This is a genomic window from Streptomyces sp. NPDC007162 (assembly GCF_040634175.1).
Lineage (GTDB): Bacteria > Actinomycetota > Actinomycetes > Streptomycetales > Streptomycetaceae > Streptomyces.
Genome location: NZ_JBEYFC010000026.1, coordinates 1 through 16,788, shown reverse-complemented (window position 1 = coordinate 16,788; position 16,788 = coordinate 1). Strand labels below are relative to the sequence as shown.

General features: G+C 71.6%; 14 protein-coding genes and 1 pseudogene. 11 read left to right on the top strand and 4 right to left on the bottom strand.

Annotated features, from left to right (window positions below):
* The first annotated feature begins 183 nt into the window (after positions 1–183).
* Positions 184–783, top strand: a complete 600-nt coding sequence (locus ABZ646_RS05350) for a TetR family transcriptional regulator (RefSeq protein WP_360513160.1) — start codon at positions 184–186, stop codon at positions 781–783.
* 105 nt (positions 784–888) lie between these two features.
* Here the strand turns inward: ABZ646_RS05350 and ABZ646_RS05345 are convergent, their stop codons facing one another.
* The 4 genes from ABZ646_RS05345 to ABZ646_RS05330 form a co-directional block, all read right to left on the bottom strand.
* Positions 889–1,155: a hypothetical protein gene (locus tag ABZ646_RS05345; RefSeq protein ID WP_358972665.1), complete on the bottom strand. Its 267-nt coding sequence runs from the start codon at positions 1,153–1,155 to the stop codon at positions 889–891.
* 141 nt (positions 1,156–1,296) lie between these two features.
* Positions 1,297–3,354 (bottom strand): 4-alpha-glucanotransferase, encoded by a 2,058-nt coding sequence (malQ, locus tag ABZ646_RS05340; RefSeq protein ID WP_360513158.1) that lies wholly within the window; start codon positions 3,352–3,354, stop codon positions 1,297–1,299.
* The gene (locus ABZ646_RS05335; RefSeq protein ID WP_360513192.1) at positions 3,355–3,564 is read right to left on the bottom strand and encodes a hypothetical protein; all 210 of its coding nucleotides are present in this window, start codon (positions 3,562–3,564) and stop codon (positions 3,355–3,357) included.
* 375 nt (positions 3,565–3,939) lie between these two features.
* Complete coding sequence (locus tag ABZ646_RS05330; protein ID WP_046734416.1) at positions 3,940–4,476, bottom strand: HNH endonuclease; 537 nt, start codon at positions 4,474–4,476, stop codon at positions 3,940–3,942.
* A gap of 338 nt (positions 4,477–4,814) precedes the next feature.
* On the opposite strand from ABZ646_RS05330, the gene ABZ646_RS05325 reads away from it, so the two are divergent.
* The 10 genes and pseudogenes from ABZ646_RS05325 to ABZ646_RS05280 form a co-directional block, all read left to right on the top strand.
* The gene (locus ABZ646_RS05325; protein WP_360513156.1) at positions 4,815–5,918 is read left to right on the top strand and encodes a mechanosensitive ion channel family protein; all 1,104 of its coding nucleotides are present in this window, start codon (positions 4,815–4,817) and stop codon (positions 5,916–5,918) included.
* Positions 5,919–6,739: 821 nt separating this feature from the next.
* The gene (locus tag ABZ646_RS05320; RefSeq protein WP_360513154.1) at positions 6,740–7,951 is read left to right on the top strand and encodes an ROK family transcriptional regulator; all 1,212 of its coding nucleotides are present in this window, start codon (positions 6,740–6,742) and stop codon (positions 7,949–7,951) included.
* Between the two features lie 57 nt (positions 7,952–8,008).
* Positions 8,009–9,361, top strand: coding sequence for an ABC transporter substrate-binding protein (locus ABZ646_RS05315; protein ID WP_360513152.1), 1,353 nt, complete (start codon positions 8,009–8,011; stop codon positions 9,359–9,361).
* Positions 9,362–9,363: 2 nt separating this feature from the next.
* Positions 9,364–10,305: a sugar ABC transporter permease gene (locus ABZ646_RS05310; protein ID WP_360513150.1), complete on the top strand. Its 942-nt coding sequence runs from the start codon at positions 9,364–9,366 to the stop codon at positions 10,303–10,305.
* 2 nt (positions 10,306–10,307) lie between these two features.
* Positions 10,308–11,204 carry a carbohydrate ABC transporter permease gene (locus tag ABZ646_RS05305; protein WP_360513148.1) on the top strand — a complete coding sequence of 299 codons (897 nt, stop codon included), beginning with the start codon at positions 10,308–10,310 and terminating at the stop codon, positions 11,202–11,204.
* A gap of 7 nt (positions 11,205–11,211) precedes the next feature.
* Positions 11,212–12,480, top strand: coding sequence for a 6-phospho-beta-glucosidase (locus tag ABZ646_RS05300; RefSeq protein WP_360513146.1), 1,269 nt, complete (start codon positions 11,212–11,214; stop codon positions 12,478–12,480).
* Complete coding sequence (locus ABZ646_RS05295; protein ID WP_360513144.1) at positions 12,471–13,442, top strand: BadF/BadG/BcrA/BcrD ATPase family protein; 972 nt, start codon at positions 12,471–12,473, stop codon at positions 13,440–13,442. The genes ABZ646_RS05300 and ABZ646_RS05295 overlap by 10 nt, the downstream gene beginning before the upstream one ends.
* 222 nt (positions 13,443–13,664) lie before the next feature.
* The gene (locus ABZ646_RS05290) at positions 13,665–15,008 is read left to right on the top strand and encodes a hypothetical protein (protein WP_360513186.1); all 1,344 of its coding nucleotides are present in this window, start codon (positions 13,665–13,667) and stop codon (positions 15,006–15,008) included.
* A 14-nt stretch (positions 15,009–15,022) separates the two neighbouring features.
* On the top strand, positions 15,023–16,057 hold the full coding sequence (locus ABZ646_RS05285) for a glutamate ABC transporter substrate-binding protein (protein WP_360513142.1): 1,035 nt from the start codon (positions 15,023–15,025) through the stop codon (positions 16,055–16,057).
* 47 nt (positions 16,058–16,104) lie between these two features.
* A pseudogene (locus tag ABZ646_RS05280) lies at positions 16,105–16,788 on the top strand (hypothetical protein); the annotation flags it as partial.

Below are 16,788 nucleotides of genomic sequence, written 5' to 3'. Positions count from 1 at the left end.
AGGGCCTCCTTGGTGCCGACGCTTGTGGGCCTACGAACGTTGACCTACGAGCGTTGACCTACGGCCGTCGGCCAACGAGTGTTGGCCAACGACCGTAGGTCAACGCTTGTTGGCAACCCTAGGCCGGACACCCCGCGAAGTCAACACTTGTTGGCCCACGACTGTTGGCCTACGCTCGTTGGCATGACCGGCACTCCCAGTAGAAACACAGAACCCGCGAGCAGCCCGCCGACGCGCCGCTCCGACGTCAGCCGCGCCGCGATCCTGGCCGCCGCGCGCGAGCGCTTCGCCACCGACGGCTACGAGCGCGCCACCATCCGCGCCATCGCCGGGGACGCGCGCATCGACCCCTCCATGGTCATGCGCTACTTCGGCAACAAGGACGGCCTGTTCGCCGCGGCCGTCACGCTCGACCTGCGGATGCCGGACCTCTCCGGGGTGCCGCGCGACGAGGTGGGGCGCGCGCTGGTGGGCCACTTCCTGGCCCTCTGGGAGGCGAACGAGGAACTCACCGCGGTGCTGCGGGTCGGCGTCACCAACAAGGCGGGGGCCGAGCGGCTGCAGGGCATCTTCCGGGAGCAGGTGGTGCCGGTGGCCCAGCGGGTGTGCCCGGACCCCGAGCAGGTGCGGACGCGGGCGGGACTGTGCGCCGCGCAGTTGCTGGGGCTCGCCCTCACTCGCTACGTGCTGCGGCTGCCCCCGGTCGTGGAGCTCGACCGGTCGGAGATCCTGGCGTGGCTCGGGCCGGCCGTGCAGCGGTATCTGACCGCGCCGAGCCCCTGAGGGACGCGCCGAGGGCGCCGGTCGGCCTCCGTACGCACCGTTGCGGTCCGTGCGGAGGGCGACCGGCGCCCTCGGTGAAGAAGCGGAGAAGTGGTGCGGCGGAGGTCAGACCTTCGCCTTGGCCTTCGTCGAGCCGGGCTTGACGACCCGGACCGTGGACTTGTCCAGCACCATCACCAGGCCGGCGATGATCCCGAACAGCACGAGCGGGGTCAGGACGTAGAGGCCCAGCGTCTCGATGACGCTCAGGCCCTTGCCGGGGTCGTCGCCGTCGTCACGCGTGAGCGCGAGGGCAGGGGACGACATGAGCAGCATCATCAGCGTCGTACCGGCAGCCAGGGCGCCGGCGCGCAGGGCGTTCTTCTTGTCCACGGTCCCCAAGTTAGCTGGCCCACTTCGGGGGCGCGCGCCCGGGGTCCCCCTAGCCGGCTCCGGGCGCCGGGCCCACCGCCCCGGGACCCGGCGCCTCCCGTCGCCGCGCCCCCGAAGGGGTCTCCCGTCAGCGGTCTCCCGTCAAGCGCCGGTCGGGCCGTCCTCCCGGAGCACGTCGAGCAGCGCCCGTACCCGCTCCGCCCCCTGGAGCTCCTCCAGGGTCACCGGGCGGCCCTTCGGGTCGGCGACGGGCAGGCGCCAGTTCGGGTACTGGTCCCAGGTGCCGGGGAGGTTCTGCGGGCGGCGGTCACCGATGGCGTCCGGGAGCCAGACGCCGATCATGCGGGCCGGGGTGCGGAGCAGGAAGCGGTGGACGGCCCGGATCTCGGCCTCCTCGTCGCCGACGTCGGTCCCGGCGAGCAGGCCGAGGCTGATCAGCAGCGCCAGCCACTCCGCCGTGTCGGCCTTGGCGTCCGCCCGCTCCTGGACCACCGGACGGGTCGACAGGCCCAGCCGGTCGCGGAGTTCGACGTGTTCGCCGGTGAGGCGGGCGGCGGTGGGCGGCAGGTCGTGGGTGGTGGCGGTGGCGAGACAGTCGGCGCGCCAGCGTTCCGGGGGCAGGGGGCGGCCGTCGCCGTCCCAGTCCCGTTCGAACCAGAGGACGGACGTGCCGAGCACCCCGTGGCGCTGGAGCGTCTCGCGGACGCCCGGTTCCACGGTTCCCAGGTCCTCCCCAATCACGACGGCGCCCGCCCGGGTCGCCTCCAGGGCCAGCAGGGCCAGCATGGCCTCGGCGTCGTAGCGGACGTAGGTGCCTTCGGTGGGCGGGCTGCCCGCCGGGACCCACCACAGCCGGAACAGGCCCATCACGTGGTCGATGCGCAGGGCGCCCGCGTACCGGAAGAGGGCGCGCAGGAGATCCCGGTACGGCGCGTACCCGGAGGCGGCGAGACGGTCGGGGCGCCAGGGCGGCAGGCCCCAGTCCTGACCGCGGGCGTTGAAGGCGTCCGGCGGGGCGCCCACGGACATCCCGGCAGCGAAGAAGTCGCGCTGTGCCCAGGCGTCCGCGCCCTGCGGGTGCACGCCGACGGCGAGGTCGTGCACGATCCCGACGGGCATCCCGGCCTCGCGGGCGGCACGCTGGGCGGCGGTGAGCTGGGTGTCGGTGAGCCAGGCCAGCCGGGAGTGGAAGGCGACGCGGTCGGCGAGCCGGGCACGGGCGCGGGCGGTCTCCGGTGAGCGGGGGTCGCGCAGCGGCTCGGGCCAGCGGTGCCAGTCGGAGCCGTGCCGTTCGGCGAGCGCGTACCAGGTGGCGTGGTCCTCCAGGGCCTGGCCCTGTTCGGTGCGGAAGGCGTCGTAGGCGGCCTGCCGGGCGGGGCTGAGCGGTACGGCGGCCACCGCTTCCAGTGCCTCGCGCTTCAGTTCCCACACCGCGTCCCGGTCGATGAGGGCGCCCTGGTCGAGGACGGCGGAGCGCAGGTGCCCGGCGCGGTCCTCGAAGGTGTCCCGCCGGTCGTACTCGGGGACGGACTCCAGCCGCAGGTGGACCGGGTCGGGGAAGCGGCGGGAGGAGGGACGGTAGGGGGACGGGTCGGTGGGGGCGCCGGGTACGGCCGCGTGCAGCGGGTTGACCTGTACGAAACCGGCGCCGGCGGTGCGTGCGGCCCAGTCGGCCAGGTCGGCGAGGTCGCCGAGGTCGCCCATGCCCCAGGAGCGCCGGGAGAGCAGCGAGTAGAGCTGGACGAGGAGTCCGTACGAGCGGGCGGCGGGGGTGGGCAGCCGGTCGGGAGCGACGACGAGGTGGCAGCGGGCGGTGCGGCCGTCGGGCGCGGCGGCGGTCACCTCGTGCACCCCGGGCGGCAGGTCCCGGGTGTCGCCGCGCGTCTGCCCGTCCTCCGTGCGCACCTCGACGCGGGTGCCGGCGGGCAGGCCGAGGTCGATCGCGCCGGTGCCGGCCCAGTGGACGGCGGTCGGCGGCAGCAGCCGTTCGGCGAGCCGGCGCTCGCGGTCGGCGAGGGCGGCGCGGACGGCCCGCGGGCCGCTCGCGTCGACGCCCAGGGCGCCGAGCACGGCGATCACGGCGGAGGGGGAGGCGGGGACCGTACGGTCGGGGGACGGGCTGTAGGAGGTGGCGACACCGTGCAGTTCCGCCAGCCGGGACAGCTCCCCGTCGAGGGGAGTGCCGAGGGCTTCGCTCATCTACAACCCCGGCTCGCTGGTCAGGGGGGCGGCGTCGGCGAGCGGCGGTTCGCTGGTGAGGGGCTCGGCGTCGGGCAGCGGGGGCTCGCTGGTCAGCGGCGCCTGGACCCGGGCGGCCTCGGCGCTGAACACGCACCAGCAGGGTTCCTCCACGGTCTGCACCGGGGGTTTGAACTGGGCCGGGATCGGATGATGAACCGTTGCGGCCACGGTGGCCTCCTTGTCCTGACGTCGGATACCGCGGCGTGTGCCGCGTCAGGGCAGCCCTACCCCGTCGCCGCGAGGCCACTCCCGATGGCCCTCCCCCGCCACGCGAACCGTCCGCGTCCAGGTGATCGATGAAGACGGTGTGAAGCTGTTCCGCCCCACGGGGACGCCCCGGCGCTCGCCGACCTGTACGACCGGCACGCGGGTCGGCTGCACGCACGGCCGGCCGTGCTGCTCGGCGGCCGGCTGCCGGTCTTCGGCTACGTCAGTGCGGTGTGTCTGGGCTCGGCGCCGGCGCGCTGGGCGTCGTGCGCGGCGCACGCGCTGAAGGGCCCCGTGGCTGAGGCCGCGGCCACGGGGATGCGAAAGCCCGGATCGTCAGGCGGAGATGCCGTCGATCCGGGCCAGGGCGTCGTCCGCGCCGTACGGCTGCAAGTACGGCAGCCAGCGCGGGTCCCTATGGCCGGTGCCGATGATGCGCCAGGCCAGGCCGGTGGGCGGGGCCGGCTTGTGCCGCAGCCGCCAGCCGATCTCGACGAGATGTCGGTCGGCTTTGACGTGGTTGCAGCGGCGGCACGACGCCACCACGTTGTCCCAGACGTGCTGACCCCCGCGACTGCGCGGGATGACGTGGTCGACGCTGGTTGCGACGCCACCGCAGTACATGCACCGGCCCCCGTCGCGGGCGAAGAGCGCCCTTCGGGTGAGAGGAACGGGCCCCCGGTAGGGAACCCGTACGAATCGCTTGAGCCGGACCACGCTGGGTGCGGGGACAGTGACGGTTGCGCTGTGCATATAGGCGCCGGAGTCCTCCAAGGCGACTGCCTTGTTCTCCAGGACGAGGACGAGCGCGCGGCGGAGCGGTACGACGCCGAGCGGCTCGTACGACGCGTTGAGGACCAGGACATGCGGCACGGGTGCCTCCTTGGGCGTCGGCGGCGCGTGGCTCGCGCCGGGACGATCTGTGGTCAGTCTCCCCTCTGGGCTGGTGGCCGCGCCACCATGTCCGCGTAACGGGCTGGGAGTGTTTTCGACCACATCGCATTCATCCCCCGGTCGACGCCCTGTTCAAGCGGGCTGTTCAAGCGGGAGTGGGCGCGGTCTCTCTTCGCGTATCGGTCCGGACTCCACACAGTGCCCCGTTAGTGTGGTGTTCCTGCCCGTCCGGTGACCTTTTCGTGACCTTGAACCGCCGTACCTGACCTTGATCGCCGTGCCGGAGGGCAGTACCGCACCGCCTGGAGGTACCCGCCGTGTCCTTGCCCGCCGTCCTACTGGCCGCCGGTACGTCGCCGTCGCCGTCCCCCTCGGGATCGCCGACCCCGGTGGTGCCCACGCTCCAGGACGCCCAGGAGAGCGCCACCAACGCGGCCAGCTGGGTCGAGCAGAACTGGTCGACCTGGCTGGCGATCGGTCTGAAGGTGCTGCTGATCCTGGTGATCGCGGTGGTGCTCAGAAGGGTCGTGCTGCGGGCGATCACCAAACTCATCGACCGGATGAACCGGACGGCCGAGTCCGCGGAGGGCACCACCCTCGGCGGGCTGCTGGTCAACGCCGAGCGGCGGCGGCAGCGGTCGCATGCGATCGGGTCCGTGCTGCGCTCGGTGGCGAGCTTCGTGATCCTGGGCACGGCGGCGCTGACGGTGCTGTCCGCCTTCCAGATCAACCTCGCGCCGCTGCTGGCCTCCGCCGGTGTCGCCGGTGTCGCGATCGGTTTCGGCGCCCGCAACCTGGTCACGGACTTCCTGTCCGGCGTCTTCATGATCCTGGAGGACCAGTACGGCGTCGGCGACACGATCGACGCGGGGGTGGCCTCCGGCGAGGTGATCGAGGTCGGCCTGCGGGTGACCAAGCTGCGCGGCGACAGCGGTGAGATCTGGTACGTCCGCAACGGCGAGGTCAAGCGCATCGGCAACCTCTCGCAGGGGTGGGCCACCGCCGGGGTCGACGTCACCCTGCGGTCCAGCGAGGACCTGGACCGGGTCCGGGCCACCCTCGACGAGGTCGCCGAGAAGATGGCGAAGGAGGAGCCCTGGAACGAGCTGCTGTGGAGCCCGATCCAGATCCTCGGCCTGGACTCCGTCCTGCTCGACTCGATGGTGGTGCGGCTCTCCGCCAAGACCATGCCGGGCAAGGCGCTGACCGTGGAGCGGGAGCTGCGCTGGCGGATCAAGCGGGCCTTCGACGCGGCGGACATCCGGATCGTCGGCGGGGCCCCGACCGCCCTCTCCGAGGAGGAGGAAGCGGATCCGGTGGCGGCGGTGGCGGCCCCGGCCGCCTTCGCGGACGCGGACTCCCCGCAGGTGGCGGCGACGACGCCGATACCGCCGCAGCGCACGACGGCACCCGGGAAGTAGCGGAACGGTTCAGCACACTCGTTCGAGTGAGGGGTGGGGCAACCACCGCAGGCTCAGCCTGGCATCAGCGTGACGAGGAGTACCAGGAACGAGTGCCGAACCCGTCATGGAGCCGGTCATGGAGCCGAAGCAGGACCCCATCGATTTGTCGATCGCGATCGAGGAAGCGTGTCAAGCGCCTGCTCGGCCCGAGTACGTCGAGGGGATGGGCATCGTGCCGCCGCAACCGAACACAGCCACAATGACGGCGCCGGGGAGTTGTACCACCAGTTCCGCGCCGCCGACACAGGCCCCAAGATCCGCGCAAGCCGACCCGCGCGGACTGGGACCTCACCGCCTACCGGGGTTACTCGGGACAGCAGGTCACCCTGCAGTTCCGCGCCGCGGGCAGCACGGCCTACACGAACGTCAGGGGCGTCACCTCCGGTGCGGGCGGCGCCCTGTCCACCACGGTGAAGGCGTCCAAGAGCGGCTGCTACCGCTACACCTTCGCCGGTACGGCGACCACCGCGGCGGCGACGGCCACGGGTGACTACATCAAGGTGAAGTAGCCCCCGCGCGCCCGCGCGCCCCGCGCCCGACGGCCCGTCCGGTGTCCCGGACGGGCCTTTCGCATGTCCGCGGCCCTCCCGCCCCAGGTAACGACTGGGTTGCCGCACCCATGGGCTATTGACGGCCCCCGTCCGGCGCCCTACGTTTTCCAGCCAACAGGAAACTTTCCTAACAGTGATCAGGGGTGGCGGTCCGGACGCCTCACCCGGCTGGACGATCACCCTGGTCACTGGGAAACTGAGCGGCTGGAAAGGCAGGTGTCGAACCACATGGCAGGAACCGCCGGTACGCCGGGCACCCCTCGCGTGCTGCGCGCCATGAACGACCGCGCCGCACTGGACCTGCTGCTGGAGCACGGCCCGCTGTCCCGCACCCGGATCGGCAAGCTCACCGGCCTCTCCAAGCCGACCGCCTCCCAGCTGCTGGCCCGCCTGGAGGCGGCCGGGCTGGTCCTGGCCACCGGCACCAGCGAGGGCCGTCCCGGCCCCAACGCTCAGCTGTACGCGGTGAACCCGGCCGCCGCCCACGCCGCCGGACTCGACGTCAACCCCGACCGGATCCGCGCCGCCGTCGCCGACATCACCGGCCGCACCGTCGGCGAGTACGAACTCCCCACCCCCGGCCGCCGCTCCGCCCAGTCCGTCGTACGGCAGGTCACCGACGCCCTCGACGGCGCGGTGAAGGCGGCCGGGCTGGCCCGGGACGACATCCGCCGGCTGGTCATCGGCACCCCGGGTGCCTTCGACCCGAACACCGGCCGCCTGCGCTACGCCTCCCACCTGCCCGGCTGGCACTCCCCCACGCTGCTCGACGAGCTCGCCGCCGCGCTCCCGATGCCGGTCGAGTACGAGAACGACGTCAACCTCGTCGCCATCGCCGAGCAGCGGCTCGGTGCGGCCCGCGGCCACGGCGACTTCGTGCTGCTGTGGAACGAGGAGGGCCTGGGTGCCGCCCTGGTCCTGGGCGGCCGGCTGCACCGTGGCTGGACCGGCGGCGCCGGCGAGGTCGGCTTCCTGCCGGTGCCCGGCACCCCGCTGGTGCGCCAGGTCACCAAGGCCAACAGCGGCGGCTACCAGGCCCTCGCCGGTTCCCAGGTGCTGCCCGGGCTCGCCGCGGAACTCGGCATCGAGGAGCTGCCCACCGGGTCGCGCGCCGAGGCCGGTGCCGCGCTCGTCGCCCGCGCCGCCGACCACGGCACCGGACCGCACCGCGAACTCCTGAAGACCTACGCGACCCGGCTCGCCACCGGTCTCGCCTCCCTCGTCTCCGTCCTCGACCCCGAACTCGTCGTCCTCAGCGGCACCGTGCTCACCGCCGGCGGCGAGGTGCTGCGCGCCCTCGTCCAGGCCGAGCTGGAGGAGCTGGCGGCCGCCCGGCCGCGGCTCGTCGTCGGCGACGTCCGTGAACACCCCGTACTGCGCGGCGCGCTGGAGAGCGCGCTCGCGACCACCCGCGACGAGGTCTTCGACACCTCTCGCTAGCCAGCCCCCGGTTCCCCCGCTTCCTCGTCCCACCGCCCGCCCCTGGGAGATCCCGTCATGCCCACACGCACACCCTCGACCGCCCGAAAGACGGCTTTTGCCCTGACCGTCCTGACCAGTTCGCTGGCCCTGCTCACCACCGCCTGCACCGGGCAGTCCTCCTCCGGTGCCTCCGACGACGCCTCCGCGGACACCACGATCAACTTCTGGCACGCCTGGAGCGCCCCGAACGAGGTGAAGGCGGTCGACGCGCTGATCGCCGGCTTCGAGAAGGCGCACCCCAACATCCACGTCAAGGTCGTCAGCAACATGACCGACGACAAGATCAACCAGGCGCTGCGCTCGGGCGGCGACCGGGCCCCGGACGTCATCTCGTCGTTCACCACCAACAACGTGGGCAAGTTCTGCTCCTCGGGCGCGCTGGTCGACCTCAACCCCTTCTTCAAGAAGTCGGGCATCGATCCGCAGACCACGTTCCCGAAGGCGATGAACGAGTACACCCAGTTCGACGGCGACCGCTGTTCGGTGCCGCTGCTCGGGGACGCGTACGGGCTCTACTACAACAAGACGGCGTTCAAGGCGGCCGGCATCACCAGCCCGCCGAAGACGTGGTCCGAGTTCGAGACCGACGCCAAGAAGTTGACGATCACTCAGGGCGACAGCTACAAGCAGCTCGGTTTCATGCCGGACTACCACGGCTGGGAGACCACGACCGAGCACTACCTCGGGCAGTTCTCGCCGACGTACTTCGACAGCAAGGGCAAGTCGCAGGTGGCGACGGACCCGGCCTTCGAGAAGGCGTTCACGCTCCAGAAGCAGCTGGTCGACCAACTCGGCGGCTACCAGAAGCTGGAGAAGTTCCGGGCCACCCTGGGCGACGAGTGGGGCCCCAAGCACCCCTTCCAGACCGGCCAGGTCGCCATGCAGCTCGACGGTGAGTGGCGGCTCGGGATGGCGCTGGACGCGAAGCCGAAGTTCGACATAGGCGTCGCCCCGCTGCCGGTCCCGGACGACCAGGTGGCCCAGTACGGCAAGGGCTACATCACCGGCACCATCGCCGGCATCGCCGCCACCAGCAAGAAGCAGAACGCGGCCTGGGAGTTCGTGAAGTACATCAGCACCGACACGGACGCGGTGGTGAACTTCTCCAACGCCATCCACAACGTGCCCTCCACACTGGCCGCCCTCAAGTCGCCGAAGCTGACGTACGACCCGCGGTTCAAGACGTTCCTGGACATCGCCGCGAACCCGGACTCCACCACGGCGCCCGCCTCCGTCAACGGCGGTGTCTACCTGACGACCGTCCAGCAGCTCGGCTACGACTACGAGAGCGGCAAGGTCATCGACCTGAAGGCGGGCCTGAAGCAGGCCGCGGCGCAGATCGACACGGACATCGCACAGGCGAAGTAGCGATGAGCACCGTCACTCTGGCGTCGAAGCGCCGCAGGTCGGCACTTCGCACGGCCGCCTTCATGTCGCCCTGGCTGATCGGCTTCGCGGTGTTCTTCGCGTATCCGCTGATCTCGACGGTCTACTTCTCGTTCATGCACTACGACGGTTTCAGACCGCCGACGTGGAGCGGCACGAAGAACTGGACGTACGTCTTCGAGCACTATCCCTTCTTCTGGCCCGCGATGCGCAACACCCTGTGGCTCGTGGTCGTGATGGTCTCGCTGCGGGTCGTCTTCGGCCTCGGCATCGGGATGCTCATCACGAGGATCAAGACGGGGACGGGGGTCTTCCGCACCCTCTTCTACCTGCCCTACCTGGCCCCGCCGGTCGCGGCGACCATGGCGTTCGCGTTCCTCCTCAACCCCGGTACGGGACCGGTCAACTCCCTCCTGGAGAAGATCGGCATCCAGGCGCCGGGGTGGTTCAACGACCCCACCTGGTCGAAGCCGGCGCTGACCCTGCTGGCGCTGTGGGGCATCGGCGACCTGATGGTCATCTTCATGGCCGCGCTGCTCGACGTACCCGCCGAGCAGTACGAGGCGGCGGAGCTGGACGGCGCGTCGGCGTGGCAGCGGTTCCGGTTCGTCACCCTCCCGAACATCGCGCCGATCGTGATGTTCGCCGTCGTCACGGGTGTCATCCAGACGATGCAGTACTACACGCAGCCACTGATCGCCGGGAAGGTCGCCTCCGGTGTCATCCAGGGCGCGGGCACGCAGTTCGAGCCCGGGTATCCGGAGAAATCGACGCTCACCCTTCCCCAGCTCGTCTACAACCTCGGTTTCCAGCGCTTCGACTACGGCTCCGCGTGTGTCGTCGCCCTCGTCCTCTTCGCCCTGTCCATGGCGTTCACCGCACTGCTGATGCGGCGCCGGGGCGGTCTCATCCAGGCAGGTGACTGACGATGACCCAAGTGCTGGAACGCCCCGCGAAACTGTCCCGCGAGCCGGTCTCCGCGGCCGAACGCACCGCCCGCCGCAAGGCGCTGCTGAACTGGGTGGCGGTGCACTCGCTCGGCGTCGCCGCCGCCCTGTTCTTCACGCTCCCGTTCGTGTTCGTGTTCCTGACGTCGCTGATGAGCGACAGCCAGGCACTCAGCCGGGACCTGATCCCGCACACCTGGGAGTGGGGCAACTACAAGAAGGTCTTCGACACCCCGGGCTTTCTGACCTGGTGGAAGAACACCCTGCTCTACGCCGGCCTCGGCACCGTCCTGACCGTGGTCTCCTCGCTCCCCGTGGCGTACGCGCTCGCCAAGTTCCGTTTCCGGGGGCGCAATCTCTCCCTGATGCTGGTGATCTCGATGATGATGCTGCCGCCGCAGGTGGTCATCATCCCGATGTACCTCTTCTGGGCGAAGCAGCTGGACCTGTCCGGCACGCTGTGGCCGCTGATCGTGCCGATGGCGTTCGGTGACGCGTTCTCCATCTTCCTGCTGCGCCAGTTCCTGACGACGATCCCGAACGAGTACCTGGACGCGGCCAAGGTGGACGGCTGCGGGGACCTCAGGACCCTGCTCAGGGTGGTGGTCCCGATGGCGCGACCGGGCATCGCGGCGGTCGCGTTGTTCCAGTTCTTCTACGCCTGGAACGACTACTTCGGCCCGCAGATCTACGCCTCGGAGAACCCGGGCGCCTGGACCCTCTCCTACGGCCTGGAGTCGTTCAAGGGCATGCACCACACCGACTGGAACCTCACCATGGCCGCGACCGTGCTGGTCATGGCCCCCGTGATCCTCGTGTTCTTCTTCGCCCAGAAGGCGTTCGTCGAGGGCGTCACGCTCACCGGAGTGAAGGGTTAACCCTTTTATGAAACTCACCGTGGTCGGCGGAGGCTCGACCTACACCCCCGAACTCGTCGACGGCTTCGCGCGCCTGCGGGACACCCTGCCGATCGAGGAACTGGTCCTCGTGGACCCGGCGGCCGAACGCCTGGAACTGGTGGGCGGACTGGCCCGGCGCATCTTCGCCAAGCAGGGACACGGCGGCCGCATCGTCACGACCTCCGACCTGAACGCCGGAGTGGACGGCGCGGACGCGGTGCTGCTCCAGCTGCGCGTCGGCGGCCAGGCGGCCCGGCAGCAGGACGAGACCTGGCCCCTGGAGTGCGGCTGCATCGGCCAGGAGACCACCGGCGCCGGCGGCCTGGCCAAGGCCCTGCGTACCGTGCCCGTCGTCCTGGACATCGCCGAGCGGGTCCGCCGCGCCAACCCGAACGCCTGGATCATCGACTTCACCAACCCGGTGGGGATCGTGACCCGCGCGCTGCTCCAGGCCGGGCACCGGGCGGTCGGTCTGTGCAACGTGGCGATCGGCTTCCAGCGGAAGTTCGCCGGCCTGCTCGGCGTCACGCCGTCCGAGATCCACCTGGACCACCTCGGCCTCAACCACCTCACCTGGGAGACGGCGGTCCGCCTCGGCGGCCCCGAGGGCGACAACGTACTGCCCAAGCTGCTCACGGAACACGGCGAGACGATCGCCGCGGACCTGAAGCTGCCGCCGGCCCTCCTCGACCGCCTGGGCGGCGTCATCCCCTCGTACTACCTGCGCTACTACTACGCCCACGACGAGGTGGTGCGGGAACTGCGCACCAAGCCGTCCCGGGCCGCCGAAGTCGCCGCGATGGAGAAGCAGTTGCTGGAGATGTACGGCGACCCGGCGCTGGACGAGAAGCCGGAGCTGCTCGCCCGGCGGGGCGGCGCCTACTACTCGGAGGCGGCGGTCGACCTGGCCGCGGCACTGCTCGGCAGCGCCGGCAACCCCTACCAGGTGGTGAACACGTACAACGGCGGCACGCTGCCCTTCCTGCCCGACGACGCGGTGATCGAGGTGCAGGCGGCGGTGGGGCCGGCCGGCCCGAGGCCGCTGCCGATCCCGGACGTCGACCCGCTGTTCGCCGGGCTCGTCGCCAACGTGACGGCCTACGAGGAGCTGGCCCTGGAGGCGGCCCTGCGCGGCGGCCGGGACCGGGTCTTCCGGGCCCTGCTCGCCCACCCCCTGGTCGGCCAGTACGAGTACGCCGACGCCCTGACCGACCGACTGATCGCGCACAACCGGGAGCACCTCGCGTGGGCCTGACCGCAAGTGTCCTCGCCATCGACGCGGGCAACAGCAAGACCGACGTCGCCGTGGTGGCGGCGGACGGCGAGGTCCTCGCCACGGCCCGGGCCGGAGGCTTCCGGCCGCCGGTGGTGGGCGTGGAGCAGGCCGTGGACGAGGTGGCCAAGGCGGTCGCCGAGGCCTACGCCGCCGCCGGGGTCACCTCGGCCTCCCATGTCTCCGCCTGCCTCGCCAACGCCGATCTTCCGGTGGAGGAGGAGCAGTTGGCGGCGGCGCTGGCCGCCCGCGGCTGGGGCGGTTCGGTGACCGTCCGCAACGACACCTTCGCGATCCTGCGGGCCGGCGTCGCCGAGCCCCGGGGGGTCGCCGTGGTGTGCGGCGCGGGCATCAACTGCGTCGGCATGCGCCCCGACGGCCGCACCGCCCGCTTCCCGGCGATAGGGCGGATCTCCGGTGACTGGGGCGGCGGCTGGGGCCTGGCCGAGGAGGCGCTGTGGCACGCGGCACGGGCGGAGGACGGCCGGGGCGAGCCGACGGACCTGGCCCGCACCCTGCCCGCGCACTTCGGCCTGCCGTCCATGTACGCGCTGATCGAGGCCCTGCACCTGGAGCACATCGAGTACGGCCGCCGGCACGAACTGACACCGGTGCTGTTCGCGACGGCGGCACAGGGCGATCCGGTGGCGCGGGCGGTCGTGGACCGGCTGGCGCAGGAGGTCGTGGCGATGGCGACGGTCGCGCTGACGCGCCTCGAGCTGCTGGACGAGGAGACACCGGTGCTGCTGGGCGGCGGGGTGCTGACGGGCGGCCATCCGCAACTGGACGACGGGGTACGGGACCTGCTGTCCGCGCGCGCCCCGAAAGCGGTCCCGAGCGTGGTGACGGCACGGCCGGTGCTGGGCGCCGCGCTGCTGGGCCTGGACGCGGTGGGCGCGGACGCGGAGGTACAGAGGAGGGTGCGGGCCCACTTCGAGGGGTGAAGCGCCCCGAAACGACGCCACACCACCCCTCCGGAACCGAACCGAACCCCCCGGCGTATTCATGGGCAGGGGTTCCGCTGCGATCCGATCAAGATCCAGTGAACGCCGGTGCCGAATGCCAGTCCGGGCGGCGATACTGGGCGGCGACCGGATGACCATGGGGGAGGTCGAGTGACACACCCGCCGACAAGCAGTACGGCGCCGCCGGGAGCGGGCCCCGCCCTGCCCGCTCCGGCCCCCCGACCCGCCCCGCGCCGCTCCGCGTTCGCGGAGGGCGCCGACCGGCTGCGCGCGGCCGCCACCACGGAACCCGGCCGGCTCCGCCTCATCGGCGCCGTACTCGCCGCGTTGATCGTCGTGTTCGGCGCCGTCACCGCCTGGCAGACGAGCGACCGCGCGGCCGCCGCCGACGACGTGCTGCACCGCAGCCAGCCGCTCAGTTCGAGCGCCGCCGACATATACCGTTCGCTGGCGGACGCCAACACCGCGGCCTCCAGCGGGTTTTTGGCCGGCGGCCAGGAGACGGCGGCCTCCCGCCGGACGTACGAGCAGGACATCCGCAACGCCGCGGCCGGGCTGGTCACCGCCGCCGCCAACTCCGAGCCCGGCTCCCCCGCCGAGGCGGCCGTCGCGAAGCTGAACACGCTGCTGCCGGAGTACAAGGGGCTGGTGGAGCGGGCCAGGGTCTACAACCGGCAGGGCTACCCGGTGGGCGGCGCCTACCTGCGCTACGCGAACGAGAAGATGCAGCAGGAGATGCTCCCGGCGGCGGAGGACCTCTACACGAAGGAGAACGCGCGGCTCGTCTCGGACTACTCGGACGCGACGCCGTACCCCTGGGCGGCGATCGCCCTCGGTCTGCTGGCGCTGGCCGCGCTCGGCTGGGCCCAGCTGCGGCACTACCGGCGTACCAACCGGGTGCTCAACCACGGCCTGGTCGCGGCCTCCGCGGCGACCGTCGTCACGCTGCTGTGGCTGGTCGTCGGCCACAGCATCGCCCGCGCCGGCCTGGACGACTCCTACGACCACGGCGTGCGCTCGCTGAACGTGCTGCACGACGCCCGGATCGCCTCCCTGAAGGCGCGGGGGAACGAGAACCTGAGCCTGGTGTCGCGCGGCGCCGAGACCGTCAAGGTCGGCGACGAGACGTACGACGCGTACTACTACGCCTTCGACCAGGACATGGCCACCCTCGGCAAGGGCCTCACCCGGGCCGCGGCGCTCGCCGACGACTCGGCCGGCGGCAAGCCCGTGATGGCGGCCGAGGCGAACATGAAGGTGTGGAAGGAGCGGCACGCGGACGCCCGCCACGAGGACGAGAACGGCGACTACGCGGCGGCGCTCGCCAAGGTGATCGGTCCGAAGGACGCGACCGGCGAGTGCTTCGACAGCGTCGACGCCAACCTGAAGACCGCGTTGGACCACGAGCAGCGGGAGTTCCAGCAGCAGGCCACCGACGGGCGGGACGCGATGACCGGGCTGCCGATCGGGGCCGCCATGCTGGGGGTCGCGGCGGCGGCGGGCGCGTTGTCCGGTATCGGGCGCAGGCTTTCGGAGTACCGGTGAGAGGGGGCGTGGCGATGTTCGTGCGGAGGTTGCGCATCTCCCTGCGCGGCTGGGGCGGGGTGGGCGCGATGGCCCTCGCCTGTGTCCTGGCGCTGGCGTTCGTGCTGATGCTGCCGCTCACGCAGTCCCACGGCGAGGGCGGCGACGTCGGTACCGGGGGCCGGGGGCTGGCCACCGGCCGCCAGGCGCGGGCCGACAGCTGTGTGGACGCGCAGGCGCAGAACCAGACCTGGGCGCCGTCGGGCGCGGACGGCCCGACGATCGACGCCATCAAGGCCCGCAAGGGCGCCGCCCGGAAACTGGTCGTGGGCGTCGACCAGAACAGCTACCGGTGGGGCTACCGCAATCCGAACAACTCGGGCGGTGACCTGGAGGGTTTCGACATCGACCTGGTGCACCGGATCGCCCAGGACATCCTCGGTGACGCGAACGACGTGACGTTCAAGGCGATCCCGACCAGTCAGCGGATACCGGCGCTCCAGCAGGGCCGGGTCGACATGGTGGTGCGCACGATGACCATCACCTGTGCACGGCTGGACGACGTCGCGTTCTCCGCGCCGTACTTCAAGACCGGCCAGCAGGTGCTGGCCCCCAAGTCGTCCCCGATCACGGGGTACAACGCGACGCTGGCCGACAAGCGGGTGTGCACTGCGGCCAGTTCGACCGCCCTCGACGACGTGACCGCCGACCGCAAGTCCGGCCGGGTGCCCTCGTCGGTCGCCGTCACCGTCGTTCCCAACCAGCTGGACTGCCTGGTGCGGTTGCAGCTCGGCGAGGTCGACGCGGTGATCACCGACGGCGCGCTCGCCGCCAGCCAGGCCGCGCAGGATCCGACGGTCGAGCTGAAGGGCCCGGCGTTCACCACCGAGTACTACGGCGTGGCGATGAACCAGAAGGCGACCGATCTGGTACGCCGGGTCAACCAGATCCTGGTGGACTACCGGGCCGACGGCTGGCAGGCCTCGTACACCAAGTGGCTGTCGGCGACACTGGGAGCGGACTCGACGGCGTCGAAACCGCCCGCGCCGCAGTATCTGCGCAAGAGCTGACCCGCATCCGCGCGGCCATGCCCCGACGAGCGAGCGAGAGGTGATCGATGGGCGTCACGGACCCCGCCGGGCCGGTGATGGACCGGGACGAGGTGGACCGTGCGCTGGCGCGGCTCGGCGCGGAGCACGAGGCGATCGAGACCTCACTGCTCGCCCTGCAGGACCACGCGGGCCGCAGGCTCCTCGAAGGCGCCGAGCTGACCGGGACGACCCGGGAGCGGTGGACGGCCGCCGAGGCGTCGATCAGCCTGCTGTGGGCGTACTTCGACGCCTACTCGGACGCGTTGCGCGACGCCCGGGCGATCCGGGCCCGGCGCCGCTGGTCGAGCCGTGAGGACCTGGTGGAGCTGACCGAGCTGCTGCGCGGCGAGTCGGTGACGGTGGCGGGCAGCGCGACGGCGACGGCGAACGCGCCGACCCTGCTGTCGGCGGCGGGCCGGCTCAGCGAGCGTTTCTCGCTGGCGACGCTGGTCGACCGGATGAACGAGCTGTACGCGACCTCCCTGGACATGGTCGTGACCGCCGACGCGGTGTGGTCGGCGCTGCCCGCGCGGATCGATTTACTCGCCGCGGAGTTGCAGCGCACCCGCAAGCTGGCGCACTCGGTCGGGGTGCGCCCCGGCGAGCACCCGGCGGGCGACGACCTGGAGCGGATCACCCGCATACTGACGAAGCTGCGCGAGGACGTGGTCTGCGACCCGCTGGCCTTCTGGGTGCCCGCGCAGGGCAGT

What these genes read in the sequence shown, in the direction of transcription:
- ABZ646_RS05310 (WP_360513150.1), top strand. Translation starts at nt 9,364, where the DNA reads ATGAGCACCGTCACTCTGGCGTCGAAGCGCCGCAGGTCGGCACTTCGC.
- ABZ646_RS05300 (WP_360513146.1), top strand. Translation starts at nt 11,212, where the DNA reads ATGAAACTCACCGTGGTCGGCGGAGGCTCGACCTACACCCCCGAACTC.
- ABZ646_RS05315 (WP_360513152.1), top strand. Translation starts at nt 8,009, where the DNA reads ATGCCCACACGCACACCCTCGACCGCCCGAAAGACGGCTTTTGCCCTG.
- malQ (WP_360513158.1), bottom strand. Translation starts at nt 3,354, where the DNA reads ATGAGCGAAGCCCTCGGCACTCCCCTCGACGGGGAGCTGTCCCGGCTG.
- ABZ646_RS05320 (WP_360513154.1), top strand. Translation starts at nt 6,740, where the DNA reads ATGGCAGGAACCGCCGGTACGCCGGGCACCCCTCGCGTGCTGCGCGCC.
- ABZ646_RS05305 (WP_360513148.1), top strand. Translation starts at nt 10,308, where the DNA reads ATGACCCAAGTGCTGGAACGCCCCGCGAAACTGTCCCGCGAGCCGGTC.
- ABZ646_RS05285 (WP_360513142.1), top strand. Translation starts at nt 15,023, where the DNA reads ATGTTCGTGCGGAGGTTGCGCATCTCCCTGCGCGGCTGGGGCGGGGTG.
- ABZ646_RS05350 (WP_360513160.1), top strand. Translation starts at nt 184, where the DNA reads ATGACCGGCACTCCCAGTAGAAACACAGAACCCGCGAGCAGCCCGCCG.